16 protein-coding genes, 1 tRNA gene and 2 pseudogenes are annotated in these 18,259 nt (G+C 59.4%); 6 read left to right on the forward strand and 13 right to left on the reverse strand.

From position 1 onward, the window contains the following. Positions 1–33 precede the first annotated feature (33 nt). The 4 genes from AC1ROI_RS14740 (at position 34) to AC1ROI_RS14755 (ending at position 2,959) form a co-directional block, all read left to right on the forward strand. Entirely contained in the window at positions 34–672 is a 639-nt protein-coding gene (locus tag AC1ROI_RS14740) for a LysE family translocator (RefSeq protein WP_010462451.1), read from the forward strand. 84 nt (positions 673–756) lie between these two features. Then, positions 757–2,106: a sensor domain-containing protein gene (locus AC1ROI_RS14745; protein ID WP_102595564.1), complete on the forward strand. Its 1,350-nt coding sequence runs from the start codon at positions 757–759 to the stop codon at positions 2,104–2,106. A gap of 117 nt (positions 2,107–2,223) precedes the next feature. Further along, positions 2,224–2,382 carry a KGG domain-containing protein gene (locus tag AC1ROI_RS14750; RefSeq protein ID WP_010462447.1) on the forward strand — a complete coding sequence of 53 codons (159 nt, stop codon included), beginning with the start codon at positions 2,224–2,226 and terminating at the stop codon, positions 2,380–2,382. 73 nt (positions 2,383–2,455) lie between these two features. After that, on the forward strand, positions 2,456–2,959 hold the full coding sequence (locus AC1ROI_RS14755) for a DUF4142 domain-containing protein (RefSeq protein WP_102595563.1): 504 nt from the start codon (positions 2,456–2,458) through the stop codon (positions 2,957–2,959). 67 nt (positions 2,960–3,026) lie between these two features. Here the strand turns inward: AC1ROI_RS14755 and AC1ROI_RS14760 are convergent, their stop codons facing one another. Beyond that, the gene (locus AC1ROI_RS14760; protein WP_010462444.1) at positions 3,027–3,437 is read right to left on the reverse strand and encodes a low affinity iron permease family protein; all 411 of its coding nucleotides are present in this window, start codon (positions 3,435–3,437) and stop codon (positions 3,027–3,029) included. A gap of 345 nt (positions 3,438–3,782) precedes the next feature. Between AC1ROI_RS14760 and tam the strand changes: the two genes are divergently transcribed. Further along, positions 3,783–4,553: a trans-aconitate 2-methyltransferase gene (gene tam / locus AC1ROI_RS14765; RefSeq protein ID WP_083374842.1), complete on the forward strand. Its 771-nt coding sequence runs from the start codon at positions 3,783–3,785 to the stop codon at positions 4,551–4,553. Between the two features lie 261 nt (positions 4,554–4,814). Here tam and AC1ROI_RS14770 read toward each other — a convergent pair whose 3' ends face one another. Both AC1ROI_RS14770 and AC1ROI_RS14775 read right to left on the reverse strand, forming a co-directional pair. Continuing rightward, positions 4,815–5,543, reverse strand: coding sequence for a class I SAM-dependent methyltransferase (locus AC1ROI_RS14770; protein WP_083374841.1), 729 nt, complete (start codon positions 5,541–5,543; stop codon positions 4,815–4,817). Between the two features lie 433 nt (positions 5,544–5,976). Further along, positions 5,977–6,240: pseudogene (locus tag AC1ROI_RS14775) on the reverse strand (short-chain dehydrogenase). A 436-nt stretch (positions 6,241–6,676) separates the two neighbouring features. Between AC1ROI_RS14775 and AC1ROI_RS14780 the strand changes: the two are divergent. Next, the gene (locus tag AC1ROI_RS14780; RefSeq protein ID WP_256580185.1) at positions 6,677–6,871 is read left to right on the forward strand and encodes a DUF6500 family protein; all 195 of its coding nucleotides are present in this window, start codon (positions 6,677–6,679) and stop codon (positions 6,869–6,871) included. A gap of 141 nt (positions 6,872–7,012) precedes the next feature. Here AC1ROI_RS14780 and AC1ROI_RS14785 read toward each other — a convergent pair whose 3' ends face one another. The 10 genes and pseudogenes from AC1ROI_RS14785 to AC1ROI_RS14830 all read right to left on the reverse strand — a co-directional run bounded on the left by AC1ROI_RS14785 (position 7,013) and on the right by AC1ROI_RS14830 (position 18,259). After that, positions 7,013–7,372 carry a helix-turn-helix domain-containing protein gene (locus AC1ROI_RS14785; protein WP_102594106.1) on the reverse strand — a complete coding sequence of 120 codons (360 nt, stop codon included), beginning with the start codon at positions 7,370–7,372 and terminating at the stop codon, positions 7,013–7,015. After that, positions 7,372–7,572, reverse strand: a pseudogene (locus AC1ROI_RS14790) (type II toxin-antitoxin system HigB family toxin); the annotation flags it as partial. The gene AC1ROI_RS14785 and the pseudogene AC1ROI_RS14790, both read right to left, overlap by 1 nt. A gap of 226 nt (positions 7,573–7,798) precedes the next feature. Next, positions 7,799–7,872: transfer RNA gene (locus AC1ROI_RS14795), tRNA-Gly, on the reverse strand. Between the two features lie 181 nt (positions 7,873–8,053). Then, positions 8,054–8,938, reverse strand: a complete 885-nt coding sequence (locus tag AC1ROI_RS14800) for an alpha/beta fold hydrolase (protein ID WP_077749602.1) — start codon at positions 8,936–8,938, stop codon at positions 8,054–8,056. 313 nt (positions 8,939–9,251) lie between these two features. Then, positions 9,252–9,944: a pseudouridine synthase gene (locus AC1ROI_RS14805; protein ID WP_102594108.1), complete on the reverse strand. Its 693-nt coding sequence runs from the start codon at positions 9,942–9,944 to the stop codon at positions 9,252–9,254. Positions 9,945–10,001: 57 nt separating this feature from the next. Further along, positions 10,002–10,196: a cysteine-rich CWC family protein gene (locus AC1ROI_RS14810; RefSeq protein ID WP_010462319.1), complete on the reverse strand. Its 195-nt coding sequence runs from the start codon at positions 10,194–10,196 to the stop codon at positions 10,002–10,004. 6 nt (positions 10,197–10,202) lie between these two features. Next, positions 10,203–11,690, reverse strand: coding sequence for a sensor domain-containing diguanylate cyclase (locus tag AC1ROI_RS14815; protein WP_102594109.1), 1,488 nt, complete (start codon positions 11,688–11,690; stop codon positions 10,203–10,205). Between the two features lie 210 nt (positions 11,691–11,900). Beyond that, positions 11,901–13,667, reverse strand: coding sequence for an allophanate hydrolase (gene atzF / locus AC1ROI_RS14820; protein ID WP_102594110.1), 1,767 nt, complete (start codon positions 13,665–13,667; stop codon positions 11,901–11,903). Between the two features lie 25 nt (positions 13,668–13,692). After that, a complete protein-coding gene (gene uca, locus AC1ROI_RS14825; protein ID WP_102594111.1) occupies positions 13,693–17,334 on the reverse strand; it encodes an urea carboxylase in 3,642 nt (1,213 codons plus the stop codon). 283 nt (positions 17,335–17,617) lie between these two features. Further along, positions 17,618–18,259 carry an urea amidolyase associated protein UAAP2 gene (locus AC1ROI_RS14830; protein WP_010462310.1) on the reverse strand — a complete coding sequence of 214 codons (642 nt, stop codon included), beginning with the start codon at positions 18,257–18,259 and terminating at the stop codon, positions 17,618–17,620.

The raw sequence follows: 18,259 nt of genomic DNA on the forward strand, positions 1-18,259 counted from the left end.
CGCCCATTCACCAAATAGTTAAAGGGACTTTCAATGACCCCATCGCTGCTAATGGCCGTTCTCGCCTCGGGTTTCATTTATGGCATCACACCGGGTCCGGGCGTATTGGCGGTGTTCGGGATTGGTGCCGCGCGCGGACGACGGGCCGGGGCGGGGTTTCTCTGTGGGCATTTGTTGGGGGACGTGGTCTGGTGCAGTACGGCGCTGATCGCGATTGTCGGTGCCCGTGAAATCGGCAGCACGGCGTTTGATGTGCTGGGCGTACTCAGCGGGCTGTACCTGTTTTGGCTCGGTTTGCGCGCCATACGGGCGAAGCGCAGCAGCGCCGATGCCCCTCAAGGCCCGGCTCGCCAGCCCTTTTGGCACGGCATTCTGTTTGGCCTCACCAATCCCAAGGCCTACCCCGTGGCGGTGGCGACGTTCACTGCGCTGCTGTCCAGCCGGGCGGAGTTGCTGCACTGGTCAATGTTGCCTTGGTTGATTGTCCTGAGCTTCGTCGGCGGTCTCATGGCCTACGCTATCCTCATTGGCATTGTTGGTGCACGGCAAGTTCGCACCTTGTATCAGCGCCATGAACTGGCGATCACACGGTTATGTGGGGTGATGTTTATCGGTTTCGCCATCAACGCCCTCGCTCATGCACTGCCGGGGCTGGTGACGAACAAGGCTTGAGGTTGAGCGCACGGATGCGTCAATGCCCGATGGGTCATGGAGGGGCTTTTTATTGCTGCATTGTCCGGAAACGCTTATCGCACCATGGCAACCAGAAATCCCGCGCCGTTGGCGAGCTACATCGATCTCTTGCTGGACGCCGTCTGTGCGGTGGATAAACAAGGTCGCTTCGTATTTGTCAGCGCGGCCTGCGAACGTATTTTCGGCTACACCCCGGACGAGCTGATCGGCCAGCCGATGATCGACATGGTGCACCCTGCCGATCGCCAGCGCACCCTCGACGCCGCGCGCGAGATCATGGGCGGTGATCCCAAACTCAACTTCGAAAACCGCTACCTGCGCAAGGATGGTGCGGTGGTGCATATTCTGTGGTCGGCGCGCTGGTCTGAAGTCGATCAGTTGCGCATTGCTGTGGCCCGGGACATCACCGAGCGCAAGCAGGCCGAATCCCGGCAAGCGGCGTTATACGCGATCTCCGAGGCGGCCCACGCCGCGGAAGATTTGCTGGCGTTGTTCAAACGCATCCACTTGATCATCGGCGAATGGCTGCCGGCACTGAATTTCTCCGTGGCGCTGTATGACGAGCACTGTGCGCAGCTGAACTTTCCGTATCACGTCGACGACCATGAACTGCAGCCCGAGCAGCCCGGAACCATGACCGGGCGTCTCTGTGCCGAAGTGATTCGCAGCGGCCAGCCGATTTTGCTGACCCTGGACCAGGACACTCTGCCAGAAGGCTTTGAGGCATCGGTCTCCGGACAGGACTCGCCTTGCTGGCTGGGTGTCCCGTTGAACTCGCAAAACGGCATCATTGGCGCGCTAATCGTCAAAAGCGTACCGGGTGGCGAGCGCTACACCGAGCAGGACAAGGAGCTGTTGCAGTACGTCTGCGCCCAGGTCGCCACCGCGATTGAGCGCAAGCAGTTACATGCCCGGTTACAACGCATGGCCCAATACGACCAACTGACTCAACTGCCCAACCGGGCGTTGCTGCGCGACCGGCTTCAAAATTCGCTGGCGCAGGCTCGCACGGATTCCGGGCGGATGGCATTGCTGTACGTCGACCTCGACCGCTTCAAGGAGGTCAACGACACCCATGGCCACGCAGTCGGCGACATGCTGTTGCAGGCGGTCGCCAATCGACTCAAGGGCTGCGTGCGTGAGACCGACACGGTGGCGCGTATCGGTGGGGATGAGTTTGTGGTGTTGTTGCACAGCATCCACGCGGCGGAAGACGCTGACAACGTTGCGGGGAAAATCCGTCAGGTGCTGGCGCAACCCCTGCGCCTGGACGGGCAAAGCGTGAACATCCGGCCGAGTATCGGCGTCGCGCATTACCCCGAGCATGGCACCGAAGAACAGCAACTGTTCCGGCATGCCGATGAGGCCATGTATGCGGCCAAGCGCCAACATCATCAGCGCCTCGGGGCCTGAAAAATCGGCCACCGTTCGTCGCGGCGACTCCAACTTTTCTAAACCTTTGCGGTGATCGAAATTCAGATTTTATGCGGGCTCCTGCTCGCCGCGATCATCACCAAGAGGTAGAGAATCATGCCTAACTCAAGAAACTCGAACTCGGGAAACTTCGCTAACGATCGAACGAAGGCGTCAGAAGCCGGTCGCAAAGGTGGGAAAACTACCACTACGACCGTCGATAAAGACCCTGCGAAACCCGATATGGGCCGCAAAGGTGGTCAGAAGTCGAAGTAGTCGCAAGGTAGTTTTGATTGAGAGGCGGGGGCGAAAGCTCCCGCTTGAATTTTTATAGAAGGAGGGCGCGACCATGAGCCGGATGGCCACCCGATTACGCACTGCCAGTCTTGTCACGTTGCTGGGCCTGTTTGCCAACAGTGCCTTCGCCCAGTCGCCCGCCGAGTTCATCAACGATGCGTCGGCCAAAGGCATGGCCGACATCGAAGCCAGTCGCCTGGCGCACCAGAAAAGCGAATCCAAAGAGGTCAAGGACTACACCATCGTGGTCATCAATGACCGCACGACCGCCAACCAGCACTTGGCGAAAATCGCCAAACAGCTGGATTTGCCGGTTGCCCCTCGCGAAGAAGTGGTCGACAAGGCCAAAGCCTTGATGCCGGAAGTGAAGGACGGCGCATCCTTTGACCAGGCTTATACCGCCAGTCAGGTGAAGACGACCCAGGAAGCCATCGAGCAGCTTCAACAAGTCGCTCAGACCACCGACGTGCCGCAAATCAAAGCCTTCGCTGAGGAAACCTTGCCCAAACTGCAGAGCCACCTGGAAATGGCCAGAGCGTTGCAAGCCAGTCGCTAGACCAGGCGATTAACGGTGTTGAACGCAAACGGCGCGTGATTCACATCACGCGCCGTTTTGTTTGTGCTCAGCACTCATTCAAGTCCTGTTTGCGCTTGCTCGTAGTGGCCAGCCCCGCCAGGTCATGCACGTCTTTTTCGCCCATGGCGCGATAGTGTCTGCGTAACGCTTCCAGTTGCTTGAGGTCCAGCAATTCCAGCCCCAGCATCGCGTTCTGCGCCTCTTTGTTCACCCGCAGCAACTCATCGATTTTCAAGTGCAGGATGTCGGTGTCGCGGTTCTGCGTGTTCTGGATCAGAAACACCATCAGGAACGTGATGATCGTGGTTGAGGTGTTGATGATCAGTTGCCAGGTGTCGTTGTAATCAAATATCGGCCCGCTCAACCCCCACAGACCAATCAGTATCAACGCCCCCATAAACGTCTTCGGACTGCCGGCCCACAGGGCGAGTTTCTGCGAGATTTTTGCGAATTTCATTGCCGTGTTCCTTATAGGGATGCGCCTGATTTTTCAGACAGCGACGGCGGGTTGAAAATTCTACTTACATTTCTGTGCTCATAAAAAATGACTCACTCATCACCTATTCGCCGCGCCGACTTCAAGTGAGGCGAGTTCTGGGGGGCAACATGGCTGGAAACGGGGGGGCATTTTGGTGGTCATTCGATGAGGCGGACGCTTGAGGCGGCGGCCTTTGGTTACACATGGCATTCGGTCAACTGACATGTCGCCATAGGTCGGATAGGGCAGGGCGCGCCAGTCGAGGTATCGTGGCGAACCGGTTGTGCGCCGCTGGCCACAACAACGTATCGACAGGAGAACGCAATGAGTTGGTCCGCCAGACAATACGTCGCTTTTGAAGATGAACGCACCCGCCCGGCCCGCGATTTGCTGGCGGCGGTCCCGCCCGTGGACGCGCGATCGGCCATCGACATCGGTTGCGGCCCCGGCAATTCGACCGAGTTGCTGGTGGAGCGCTTCGCCAATGCCACGGTGCGTGGCCTGGACAGTTCGACCAATATGATCGACGCCGCCCGCAAGCGCTTACCCCAGCTGCAATTCGACACGGCTGACATTGATACCTGGAACGAGCCGGGGCCGTTCGATGTGATTTTCGCCAACGCGGTGTTGCAGTGGGTGCCCGACCACGCGACGTTACTGCCTTCTCTGGCCGCCCGACTGAGCGATGGCGGCAGCCTGGCCATTCAAATGCCCGACAATCTCAACGAGCCGTCCCATCGCCTGATGCGCGAAGTCGCTGCCGATGGACCGTGGGCCAGCAAGTTGGTAGACGCCGCCGGGCAACGCACGGACATGGCGAGTGCCAGCGAGTACTACTCGATGCTGCGACCGCACTGTGCGCGAGTCGATGTGTGGCGCACCACGTACCATCACCCGCTCGCGGGCGGCGCCTCGGGGGTGGTCGAGTGGTTCAAGGGCAGCGGCTTGCGGCCGTTTCTCGAGCCGCTGAATGACGCGGAAAAAGAGCAATACCTCAAGCAGTATCAAGCTGCGATCGAGCAGGCCTATCCGGCGCTGAGCGATGGTTCGGTGCTGTTGCCATTCCCGCGGTTGTTTATCGTCGCGACGCGCTAGGGCAAAAAGGGACGGATAACGCCGAACGTTATCGGTCCCTTTGCCTGGCACTCAGGTATTCAAAAATAAACGAAGCAAAGCCGAACAACCCGATCATCGAAATGATCATGATCCCCAACTCTGAATTGTCCATGTTGATCTCTAGGTGAAAGGTGAGCCGGCACAATAAGGTATCTGTGGACAGGTCCGACGCAGCGATACGTTGTCTTTACCGGGTATCGGAAATTCATATGCAAAAATTACGATGACCCGGCGTGGCCCTCAGCGCTGAACGCTGACCAGCATCATCATCGGCCGCTCCCGCTCTTCGGCCAGGGCTGGTTGCGCCGCCACCTCGGCATCGCTCGGGCCCCATTCGTTGACCTGTCGGATGCTGAAACCTGCGCCAATCAGCGTATTCAGCAACGTGCCTATCGTGCGGTGCTGTTTGATCACGCCTTCGGCCAACCAGTTGGTCACCCGCTCGCCTTCCCGTTGATAACTGTCCAGCGGCCAGCGCTTGTTCCCTTCGCTATCAATCAGCCAGCCCGGATTGCGCGGTGCCATGAAGATTGGGTGTTCGATGGAAAATACGAAACGTGAACCGGGTTTCAGGGCCTCATGGATTTTGGCAAACAGACCCGGAAGATCCTTGATGTAGTGCAACGCCAGGGAGCTGTAGGCGAGGTCGAAACTGGCTGCGGGCAGGTCGAGTTGTTCCAGATCGGCGCGGGCGTATTGGATGTTGTCCGCTGACGTGGTTTTGCGCGCCTGCTCCAGCATTTTTTCCGAGACGTCCAGACCGAGCACGCTGTCGGCGCCGTGTTCACTGGCCCAGCGGCAGAACCAGCCGTAACCGCAGCCGAGGTCTACGGCCTTCAGGCCTTTCATGGGCGGCAGCATTGCTTTGAGCGCAGGCCATTCGGGCGCTGCGTCGAGACCGCTGATGGAGCGCGCCATCTGGCTGTAGCCCTGGAAAAACTCCGGGTCGTCGTAGATGTTTTGAGTCATGTTTGGATTGCTCTGTTGAGATCGTTCACGGGCGGCACCTGATGTGCGGCCGATTGGGTTCCCTCGGAGAGTGATGGCGCGTGTTCGTCGATGGCCGCGCAGGGGAGAGGGTGGTTGAAGATAGGGGAGATGCTAGCGGGTTGGGCGGGGAGGGGAAACCGATTGAGCGTTATGGATTTGTAAGCTCGATTTAATGACAAATCGGCGATCCAGAACAATGCCAGGCAGTTAAGCGTGACACCGAACCTGTGGCGAGGGAGCTTGCTCCCGTCGGACTGCGCAGCAGTCCCTTTTTGGGGGCCGCTTCGCGACCCGGCGGGAGCAAGCTCCCTCGCCACAGTGATAGAGCGCTCGTGCAATCTCTGGGTGACCAATGACAGCCGGTCATGACACGCAAAGGGCGCCTCGAAAGGCGCCCGCTCTAACGTCAGAACTATTCCGCATCCATGCGTCGAGCGATCACGTCCAGCACATCGCAACCATCGCGCAAGGGCACTCAACAGAGCAACGCAAAGTCGCTGAGAATCACTGCGTCAGACGTGATGTCGCCTCGCATCGCGAGGTTTTCAAGCAGCTGCGTCACGGCCCGGATTCTGTAACTGGCGGTGCTGAGCAGTGAATGCAGCGGTTGGGTGGTGTTGACGTAGAGCGAGGGAAGGTCGTCGGCGTTGCTGGTTAAAGCCATATATTCGTTCATGAGTGATTACCATGTTAGAGGAAGATCTACCACTCAATCGTCGCCAAACAATAGGGTGGTAGCTGTACGCGGGTTGGCGAACCGGACCATGGTAAAACCGGCAGACCCGAAGGTCTCCCACGCACAGCCACCAAAAAAAAGAGGCAGCCGAGTGCGTTCAAAAGCACTCCGAGAAATACTCGGAGGCTTCTGTACCATGGCATCGAGTCGCCAAACCCGATACGCCAGTTTTGGCGCGGGTCGACTATAGACTTCATGGTAAAAACACTGCAATGCGCAAGTCTACGGACAATTCCCACCGTAGTGTAGGACCTTGCCTTTTTGAAAGTCGGCTTCGCTCGAAGCCCCGAAAGATGGGCAATCGGTACTGAATTTGGCCGCGACCGAGACCATTAATAGATTGAGAGAAATGATGCGAGAAAGCTTGAGGCAAAAGATGATCGAGGTCTGTGACAAGAAAATAGAGCAGAAGGGGCCGACTGTCGGGCTCTCTTTCTATGCTTTCTTCGCGAACAAAAATGATGATCCAGTGCTTTTAATGGAAGCCGCCCAATGGTGGATCGCTAAGCACAAGCTCGACCATTTTGAAAAGGCCGTAAAAATAAAGCAGATGGTAGAGCGGAAAGAATAGAGACGCTGACGCAGTGTCCCGTCCTGGCAATGATTTAAGCCTGTACGCAGATGTCTGCCACATCCTCAGCAGGAAAAATCACCTGAATTCCACCTACAAAAAACCGGCCATCAAGGACCGGTTTTTTGTCAGGGCTGCACATCAGGCAACACCCGCAAGCAAACTTTCGTAAGGTATCCGCAACCCGTGGTGCAGACGTTTGATCATCGACAAGCTCAGTTTGCGCTTGCGGTTCAGCACTTCGGACACGCGCCCACTCGTACCAATGAAGGGTTCCAGGTCGCGAGGGGTCAGGCCTTGCTGGTCCATACGAAATTTAATGGCCTCAATCGGATCGGAGGGCGGCATTGGGTAATGCTCGTCTTCGTACTTTTCGATGAGCAGCGCCAGAATTTCCAGCTCATCACCTTCAGGCGAACCAATGTCTGCCCCCCACAGTTGCTCTATACGAGCAAATGCAGCGGTCAGATCTTCTTGGCTGCGAATCGGTTTAATGTCCATTACACGGTCTCCGCGTTGATCTGATCATATTGGGCGTGGGTGCCGACGAATCGTATGAAACCAAGCTGTCGCAGATAGTCGATTGCCAGAATCACTCGATATTTGTTGCCGTCGATGTTGAATACAACCCTGCAACCCTTGAGGATGTTCGCCGTTCTCAGCTCCGCCTTGACCTCTTGCGGCGTGCGATAAATGGCTTTTCACCGTGCCATGCCGCAATGCTTCGCAAGGGGTTTGAAACCGACTTGCAATGATGAAATCTGTTAATGAGGCAAGAAAAACGCTAACAAAACATCACTTTTGCGCGAAAACGCTAATTTCCGCCCTGAAACACAAAACCCCACCCACAAAAAAACCGGCCATCAAGGCCGGTTTTTTCTTTACCTGCATCCCCCGTCAAAAAACAACGTGAGACAAAAATTCGATTGGAGCGGGTGAAGGGAATCGAACCCTCGTTATCAGCTTGGGAAGCTGGAGTAATGCCATTATACGACACCCGCTCAGAGCGGCTGACTTTGTACCAGATGTGCGCGTGGAAATGAAGTTTTTCTTTGCGCAGGATAGCTTTGGCGCAGGTGACACAAGACATCAGACCGCGTGACGGTCGTTCGCGGGCAAGCCTCGCGCCTACAGGAATGCGTTCAACACTGTAGGGCGAAGCTTGCTCGCGATGACGCTGTTTCAGATGGCCAATGCATGTTGGTCCTGGACGTAGTGGTAACGCGGTCGGCTGGTGTGTTGTGCCGGTTTCAGGAAGCCCATCAGTGCATCGCGGCTGTCTCGGCAGGCGGCTTTGTGTTCCATGTCGAGAAAGTGGCCGGTGGCCTGCAGGGTGCTGAAGGTGGCGTCTTGCACGTGGTTGGCGAACAACCGGGCGCCATCGGCGGCGGTGTATTCGTCCCATTCGCCGTTCATGAACAGCACTGGCACGTTGATTTTCTCTGCCGCTTTGAGAAAGCACTGGCGGTCGCTATGGAGCAGGTCGCTGATGTGGAAGTGCATCTGCCCGTATTCATGCTCGGCGAGGGAGCTGACGTGGCGATAGTTGAAACGCTTGAACAACGTCGGCAGGTGTTTGCCGATAGTGCTGTTCACCAGGTTGCCGACCCGATCTCCATCCCGACTGCCGAGGTAATCAATGCCGCGCTCGAGGTAATCGAGCATGTGCGCGTTTATCTCCGGGGAGAACGAGCTGATCACGGCTTTTTCGATGCGCCGTGGCTGTTGGGCCAGGGCGACCAGGGTCGCGGCGCCACCCCAGGAAAACGACAGCACGTGTTCGGCGGCGAAGTGGTCGATCAGCTCCAGGAGGATCTGCCCTTCGACTTCCTTGGTCAGCAATTTCTCATGCAGGTTGTGGGCTTTTGACTTGCCCGCGTAGGGCTGGTCGTAGCAGACCACATTGAACTGCGGGTGAAGGTTTTTCACGGTTTGTGCAAACGACGCAGTCGTGGCCATCGAGCCGTTGACCAGAATTATGGTCTTCTCTGCGGCGTCTGCGCGATAGAACTCCGTGTAAACCCGATACTGACCCTGTATATCCAGCACAGCGATTTCTGGCCTCATGTCATAAGACTCCAAGCAAGCGGGTATGCGCGCAAATGAGATTGCACGAGCTTTGTGACAGGTAGGCATACGCCTTGAATTTGGAGGCCCATGTCGATCCAGTGCAGTCCGGTCGACGGGTATTGTTATTGGCGGGCAGTCTGCCGGTCTGAGGCGGAACCTGAGGGTTCTCTAACCGGCAAAAAGTTTCTTAGAAGTATGTTGTGACTCGTCGGTCACATTTCGGCCGACGTCCTGATTCAAGCAGGGGTCACGTCATCGCGCAAGTGTCATTCGTAAATTGTTCGACAACTTCTGCTGAGCGGTAGGCTGCTTAGATCAAATGGATCTCTTCGGTGCGCAATGCTCGGTACTCGCCCGGTTTCAGCGCATTATCGAGCACCAGCGGGCCCATGCTTTCGCGGTGCAGGCGCAGCACTTTGTTGTCGAAGTGGCCGAACATCCGCTTCACCTGATGGTACCGGCCCTCGACGATGCTCAGTCGCGCCGCTTTCGGCCCGAGTACGATCAGCTCGGCCGGTTGCGTGGTGAGGTCTTCGAACGCGAAGTACAGACCCTCGGCAAATTTCAATGCGTATTGCGGGCCAATCTCCTGCTCGGTCTCGACGTAATAGACCTTCGGCAGTTTGGTCTGCGGCTGAGTCAGGCGCCGCGACCAGCTACCGTCGTTGGTGATCAGCATCAGGCCGGTGGTGTTGAAATCCAGGCGACCGGCGATGTGCAGGTCATCGCTGTCCGGCTCATGGATCAGGTCGAGTACGGTCGGATGCTCCGGGTCGCGGGTGGCGCTGACGCAGCCGGGCGGTTTGTGCAGCATGAAGTAGCGTGCGGGCTTGCCGACTTGCAGGACTTCCCCGTCGACCTCGACACGGCTGAACTCGAGCACTTCGGCATGCGGGTCGCTGACGATTTTTCCGTCAACCTGAACGCGCTTTTCCACCAGCAACAGGCGTACCTGCTTACGGTTGAAGCGCGGCAGATTGCTGAGGAAACGGTCAATGCGCATGGCTGGGGATCGGTTGGAAAAGGGCCGCGTATCTTACGTGATCGGCCCGGCGGCTGCTTACAACTGCGCCTCGACCTCGGCGCAGCGCGGGCACAGGCAGGATTTGTCGCGCAGTTCGGCTGGCAGCGCTTCAAGCACAGCGGGGTCGATACTGACGCCAAAGCACCAGCACGCCTGATCGACGGTGCGCGGGTCGGCCAGGGTGCAGGCGTTGGCGGCGCCGCAGGCGGGGCATTGGTCTGGCTTGTTCATGCAGGATTATTCATAGCTGGAGTGAGGCAATTCCACGCAGGTTCGGTTACGGCCGGCCTGTTTGGCCCGGTACATCGCATGATCGGCCCGGGAGAGCAGGGTGTGCAAGGTTTCATCGACTTGCAAGGTGGTGAGGCCGATGCTGACGGTCAGCTGCAGTTCCTTGCCGTCGTAGGCATAACGCTGTTGTTCGACATGTTGACGAATTTTCTCGGCGATCATCAGACCGGTCTCACCGTCGGTGTCCTTGAGCAGCACGATGAACTCTTCACCTCCCCAGCGGCAGACGATGTCGGAGTGCCGCAGGCAACTCTCCAGATCCCGCGCGAAACCGATCAGCACCTGATCGCCGGCCAGGTGGCCGTAGGTGTCGTTCAAAACCTTGAAATGATCCAGGTCCAGCAACATCGCGGTCAGCGGCTTGGGCTCGCGCCGGGCTTCGAGCATGGCCTGCGCCGCCAGCAGGTCGAAGCCACGACGATTCGGCAGTTCGGTCAGGCTGTCGAGCGTCGCTTGTGCCTGGATCTTGCCTTGGTAGCGCTTGATCACACGGTTGAGCAGCAACAGCACGATCAGCGTGACAAGCAGACAAATCAGCAGATTGAGGTACAGCGACTGGCGGATTTCACTGAGGGCGCCGTCCTCGCGCTTGTCGACAAACAGGTACCAGTTCAGCTCGGGAATGAACCGCACGTTGAGGAAATGGCCCTGGCCCTGGACGGAATATTCGTAGCTGCCGCTGTGGGGTTTTGGCAGCTGACTGACCAGGTCCTTCATGTAATCGAGGTCGCCGAGCTTCTGGCCGATGTGCGCGCCTTGCGGGCCACCCTCGGCGCCCGTCAGCACCAGGCGGCCGAAGTTGTCGACGAAGTACACGCTGCGCTGGTAACGCTGCTGGTATTTGTCGATCAGCTTGATCACCGCATCGACCGTCAGGCCAACGCCGGCAGCGCCGATGAAACGGTTGTTGTAGTCATAAACCTTGTAGTTGATGAAGAAGGTCAGGTTGTCCTTGTTGGCAAGGTCCGGGTCGACATTGATCTCGTAGGGATCGGCCATGTCGCGGACACGGAAATACCAGGCATCGCGAGGTTCCGTGGACTTGACCTGTTTAAGCACGCCTTTGGCGTGGTAGTAGGTGAGGCTGGTGTTGGAGACAAAAAATGCCGTGTAGGCGCCGTAGTGGGTCATGACCTCGTTGAGGTAGCGAGTCATTTTCTCGGCGTCTTGCTCGCCGTTGACCACCCAGTCACGCATGAAGGTGTCGCGGGACATCATCGAGGAAATCAGGATCGGTCTGACAAGGTCTTTCTGGATTTCCGAGTAGACCGTGTCCGAGGTCAGCGGCAGCTCGGTGTTGACGATGCTGTCACGGATGGAGGCTCGCGAGGCGTAGTAACTGAGGAAAGAGGTCGCGAGAAAGCCTGCGCCCAACAACGCGATGAGCGTCAGGACCAACGAACGTTGCGAATACAGCGGCGAGTGAAGCGGCATGGCGATTCCGTCGGCAGTGACCCAATGGCAGGCATTCTAATGGCACTGCGGGGAAAATAACTGCTCTATGTGCAGCGCGAATGATTGTCCACACACGCCTCCTGCGGGAGCTTGATCATTCCCACGCTCCGCGTGGGAATGCATCCTGTGACGCTTGCGATGGGACGCGGAGCGTCCCGGGCGGCATTCCCACGCAGAGCGTGGGAACGATCATTTGGCGAGGTAAGCACGCCATCCGCCTAAATGGCTGATATTGGCGGCCCCCTCCAACCCATACGCTTCACAGATAAACCCGCTCTCCCAACGCCCGTCCGCCAGTTGCACCTTGCCCAACCCCAGCGGCGCAGGAATCCCCGTCAGAAAAGAGCCCAGTTCACTGCTCGGCAATTCCCAAACCTCCACCGCAATCGCCACGCCGCCATCCTTCACCCGCACCATCCCCGGACGAAACGGCGGACCGCCGGCCAACGCATACAGCTGATAATCCGGCGAACTGTAAGTCGTCTCAACCAACCGAGCCCCGCGTCGCTTCAGTTGCCAGTTCAACGCCAACCCATCCAGATGCGCGCCACAGACCACCAGTCGTGCGCGATCATGGCGGGCGACAGTCGTCGGTGCCGGCTCAGCCGAGCGGCGCTGCAAAGCATCCGCCACTCCCAACAAATACTGATCGGTAAACGCCCGGCCAAACACGGTCACACCCCAGGGCAAACCATTGCCCATGAAGCCGCTGGGCACGGCGACGGCCGCGTAATCGAGCAGGTTCATGAAGTTGGTGTAGTAACCCAGTTCCGAATTGCGCAGGACCGGTTCGGCGTCCAGTTCCGCCGATGTGACGGGGCGGCCGATGGTGGGCGTAACGACACAATCAAGATTTTCCAGCGCCTTGTCGCACAGCGCCTTCAAGGCTTGCAGCCGATATTGGGCCCGGAACGTCTGCACGCCCGTCACCGCCGGCGCCTTGGCCAGTACCGCGCGAATCACCGGCAAAACGGCTTCGGGATTCTGCTCCATCAACTCGCCGGCCACGCTGTAACGCTCGGCCACCCAAGGGCCTTCATAGAGCAAACGCGCCGCTTCGAGGAAAGGCGACAGATCCAGTTCCACAGCTGTACCGCCCAGTGCCTTGAGCCGATCGATGGCATCACCGAACAACAACGGGCCTTCAGGGCAGCCGAAGAATTCCAGGTCCTGCGCACGCGGGACGCCGAAACGGAACGGACGCGGCGTACCGAACGCCGACCCGTCATTCCACAGCGGGTTGCTGCGGCTGTATTCATCTCGCGGATCGAGGTGCGCGGTCAGCGCCAGCAACTGGCTGGCCTCCCGAGCCGTTGCGGTGAACGTTGTCACGCAATCGAGCGTGCGACAGGCCGGCACCACACCCGCCGTGGAGATAAGCCCTTTGGTGGCTTTCAATCCCACCAGATTATTCAACGCCGCCGGCACACGTCCCGATCCTGCCGTGTCCGTACCCAACGAAAAACTCGCCACGCCCAGCGCCACCGCCAGCGACGAGCCGGCGCTGGAACCGCCCGACGGATACTCCGGCAGCACGCTGTTCGGGCACGCGCCATACGGCGAGCGACTGCCGTTCAACCCGGTTGCGAACTGATCAAGGTTGGTCTTGCCCAGCGGAATCGCGCCCAGCGCCAGCAACTGCTCGACGATGGTCGCCGAGCGTTCCGGCACATAGGCAAACGCCGGGCACGCGGCGGTGGTGGGAATGCCCGCCAGGTCGATATTGTCCTTGATCGCGAAGGGCACGCCGTACAGCGGCAGGCTGTCGAGGTCGCCACCGTCGAGGGCGGCGAGGTACGGTTCCAGTTCCTCGACACTGAGCAAGTGGATGAACAGGTGATAATCCGGGTTCAGCGCTGCGGCTTTGTCACGCAGGCCCAGCAGCAATTGGCGGGGCGTGATGTTGCCGACGCGATAAGCGCTGCGCAGGGCGTCGAGTTGCAGATTGATATTCATGGCGTCATTCCTTTTCAAAATGGGTTCAGTCGAGTTCCAGCACCACGACGCGCTGTCCGGCGCGCACCGCCGAACCCGGTTGCACGCGGACCTCGCGCACCACGCCGGCCATGGGCGCGAGCAGCGGAATTTCCATCTTCATCGACTCCAGAATCACCAGCACATCACCGGCGGCGACCCGGCTTCCGGTCTGGACCTGAACCTGCCAGAGGTTGCCGGCGATGTGGCTGTCGACGCTCATTTCATTGCTGGCGAGTGGTGCGTCTTCGGTAGCTTCGGGGGCCGGTTCCTCGCTGTCGAAATGCGCCTGGCCGCTGGCGATCCAGCGCTCGCGTTCGGCGTTGAACGCGCCTTTTTGCTGATCGCGAAACGCCGCGATGGTATCGGCCTCTTTCGTCAGGAAGGCCTGGTAATCCGCGAGGTTCAACTGACTGTGTTCGATGTTCAAATCGAAGCGCCCGAGCGGGAAGTCCCGTCGGATGCGCAGCAGTTCTTCGGCGCTCACCGGGTAGAAGCGGATCTGATCGAAAAAGCGTAGCAGCCACGGTTTGCCGTCGAACGCGGCGACTGCGCGATAACGGTTCCACATCTGCAACGTGCGACCGACAAACTGATAACCGCCGGGGCCTTCCATGCCGTACACGCACATGTAGGCGCCACCGATGCCCACCGAGTTTTCCGCCGTCCAGGTGCGCGCGGGGTTGTACTTGGTGGTGACCAGGCGATGGCGCGGGTCGAGCGGGGTGGCGACCGGTGCGCCGAGGTAAACGTCGCCCAGGCCCATCACCAGATAGCTGGCGTCGAACACCGTGCGCTGCACTTCGTCGAGGTTCGGCAGGTCGTTGATGCGGCGGATGAACTCCAGATTGCTTGGGCACCACGGGGCGTCTTTGCGCACGGTGGTCATGTATTTTTCGATCGCCAACTGACAGGCCGGGTCGTCCCAGGACAGCGGCAAATGCACGATGCGCGACGGTACTTGCAGGTCCCGGGCGGCGCACACGGCGTCCCATTCACCGGCGACAATGCCGAGCAGGTCGGCCAGCGGCAGTTGTTCGGGTTGGTAGTGGATTTGCAGCGAGCGAATGCCCGGTGTGAGGTCGATGACACCATGCAGGGTTTTGCTTTCCAGGGCTTGCATGAGGGCGTGGGCGCGGAAGCGCAGGACCAGGTCAAGTTCAGGTGCGCCGATTTCAAGGAGCAGGTGCGTATCCCCCGACAACCTCGCCACAAGTCGCGTATCCCCCTGACCCAACTCCAAAACAACAGGCGACACAATCCCTTGTAGGAGTGAGCCTGCTCGCGATAGCGGTGTGTCAGTCACATCAACGTTGGCTGTACCGCCGCCATCGCGAGCAGGCTCACTCCTGCAGGGGGTATTCCATTTCAGGGCGAGGTTGCGGGCGGTTTTTAGATCGACCGGGAGGAACTGGACTTTGTCTCCGGCCTTCAGTTGCCCAAGCTGCCAAAGGTCCGCCTCAATCACCGTCACCGGGCAGACAAACCCGCCCAGGCTCGGACCATCCGGCCCCAAAATCACCGGCATGTCCCCGGTGAAATCCACCGCACCAATGGCATATGGATTGTCATGGATGTTCGATGGATGCAGCCCCGCTTCACCCCCATCGGGCCGAACCCATTCAGGCTTCGGCCCGATCAATCGCACGCCGGTGCGGCTGGAGTTGAAGTGCACTTCCCACTGGGTCGCGAAAAAGGTGCCGATGTAGTGGTCAGTGAAATATTCCGGTGCACCGTGAGGGCCATAGATCACCCGGATCTGCCGCACGGCGGGTAACTCGCTGACGTGGTCCAGTTGTTGACCGACGCGGCTGTCGATCAAGGCAGGCACATGCAACACATCGCCCGCCCGCAACGCACGACCACCATGTCCACCAAACTGTCCGAGGGTGAAGGTGCTTTTGCTGCCCAGATAATCCGGCACTTGCAGGCCACCGCGCAGGCTCAGATAGCTGCGAGCGCCGGCCCCGGCAATCGTGCCGAGGCTCAGCGTAGCGCCCGCTGGAATCAGCAACGCCGTGTTCATCGCGACGGTTTCACCGTTCAACGTCAGCGGGATGACGGCCCCGGTCACCGCCACCACGGCCTCGCAGTTGAAGCGCAGCAACGGCCCGCTCATGGTGATTTCCAGCGCCGCGGCGCCTTCGTCATTACCCAGCAGAAGATTGCCCAGACGCAACGCGCGACTGTCCATCGGCCCCGACGGCGGTACGCCTACCGCCCAATAACCGAGACGGCCGGGATAGTCCTGAACGCTGGTCTGAGTCCCGGCGCTGAGCACCTCAAAGGTGTTGGCCTGATACACCAGGCCTTCCAGGCAACGGGTCCACGGCTGGCCGCTGGCGAACGGCGCATCGAGCAGAATTTGCCGCAGGTAATCGCGGTTGGTTTCCACGCCGTACAGCAGGCTGTCACCCAGCGCCTGATGCAGATCCGCAGCGGCCTCTTCACGGGTCGGCGCCCAGCAGATGACCTTGGCGATCATCGGGTCGAAGTACGGCGGGATCTCGCAACCGGCTTCGATCCAGGTGTCGATGCGCAGGTGTTTGCCGTCGGCAGCAGGGAAGTTCACGGCGGTCAGCAAACCTGGGCTCGGCTGGAAATCACGGCCCGGATCTTCGGCATACAGCCGTGCCTGAATCGCATGGCCGTCGGCTTTCAAGCCTCGGCTCAAGTCGCTCAATGGCGGCAAATCACCGGCTGCCAGTTCCACCATCCAGCGCACCAGGTCCACGCCCCACACTTGCTCGGTGACGCCGTGCTCCACCTGCAAACGAGTGTTCACTTCCAAGAAGTAGAAGCGCTGATCTTCGCTGTCGAAGACAAATTCCACGGTGCCGGCGCTGCGGTAATTCACCGCTTTCGCCAGTTTGATCGCCGCCGCGCAGAGTTCTTCAGCCATGCCATCGGGCAAGTTCGGCGCGGGAGTCTCTTCGAGGACTTTTTGATTGCGGCGCTGCACCGAGCAGTCGCGCACGCCGAGGGCAATCACGTCGCCGCGACCGTCGCCGAACACCTGGACTTCCAGGTGGCGGGCGCGCTGGATGTACTTCTCGATGAACACGCCGGCGTCGCTGAAATTGTTCTGGCCGAGGCGTTTGACCGCTTCGAAGGATTCACTCAACTCGGCCGCGCTGCGGCACACGCGCATGCCGATGCCGCCACCGCCTGCCGTGCTTTTGAGCATCACCGGGTAGCCGACCTGGTCGCCGGCAATCAGCGCCGCGTCGAGGCTGTCGAGCAGTTCGGTGCCTTCGAGCATCGGCACGCCGTGTTGCTTGGCCAGGGCGCGCGCGGTGTGTTTGAGGCCGAACACGCGCAGTTGCTCCGGCGTCGGGCCGATGAAGGCGATGTCGGCGGCTTCGCAGGCTTCGGCGAACGCAGCATTTTCCGAGAGAAAACCGTAGCCGGGGTGGATCGCCGTGGCGCCCGAGGCTTTGGCGATGGCGAGAATTTTATCGACGGCCAGATAGGTGCCGGCGGCGGCGCCTTCCCCGAGGCTGTGGGCTTCATCGGCCTGCAGGATGTGCAGGCTCGCGGCATCCGCTTCGGAGTAAACGGCAACGCCCTTGACCTGCACGTCACGCAGGGTGCGCAGGATGCGGCAGGCAATGGCGCCACGGTTGGCAATCAGGACTTTTTCGAACATGGCATAGACCCCGGAGGGGATGCGGGCCGTCCCGCAGTTTTTCGATGAGCGCCGGGGTCGTCCCCGACGGCAGAATCACTAACCTTGAAAACACCACTGAACCCCTGTGGGAGCGAGCCTGCTCGCGATAGCGGTGTGTCAGTCAACATCGATGTTGAATGTGCTGACGCCATCGCGAGCAGGCTCGCTCCCACATTTGGATTGAGGTGTTCTTACTTTTTGAGGCACTGCCCGGAACGGGCCTGGCACAGGGCGAACAACCACCGCCGCAACCGCGCGAATTTCAGTTCCATACCAAAAGCTCCGCAGGGGTCGGGTTGTAGGCGTTGCACGGATTGTTCAGTTGCGGGCAGTTGGAGATCAGCACGATCACGTCCATTTCGGCGCGCAGGTCGACGTATTTGCCCGGTGCCGAGATGCCGTCTTCAAAGGTCAGCCCGCCGTCGGCGGTGACCGGCACGTTCATGAAGAAGTTGATGTTCGGTCCGATGTCGCCTTTGCCCAGTCGCCCGTCATGCACGCAGGCGCGCAGGTAGTTGTCGCGGCAACTGTGCATGTAGCGTTTCTCCAAGGCGTAGCGCACGGTGTTGCTCTCCTGCGCGCAGGCGCCGCCGAGGGTGTCGTGACGCCCGCAGGTGTCGGCGACGATGGTCAGCATCGGATTGCCGAGGTTGGAATAAAGCACGCTGCCGGTGCTTAGGTAGACGCTGTTCTGCCGGCGCAACGTGCGTTGCACGTCATAGCGTTCCTTCGGGTTGGCCACGCTGTAGAACAAGGTGTCGACGGCCTGATTACCTTCCAGGTCGAGGATGCGCAAAGTCTGGCCGGCCTTGACCTCCATCAGCCACGGTTCGCCGGCCGGGATGGTGGCGCGGTAGACCGCAGTTTCAGGCGACTGTTGAGCGGTAGCGATTGCAAGTGACAT

Source organism: Pseudomonas sp. GW823-FHT02C02 (assembly GCF_058797635.1).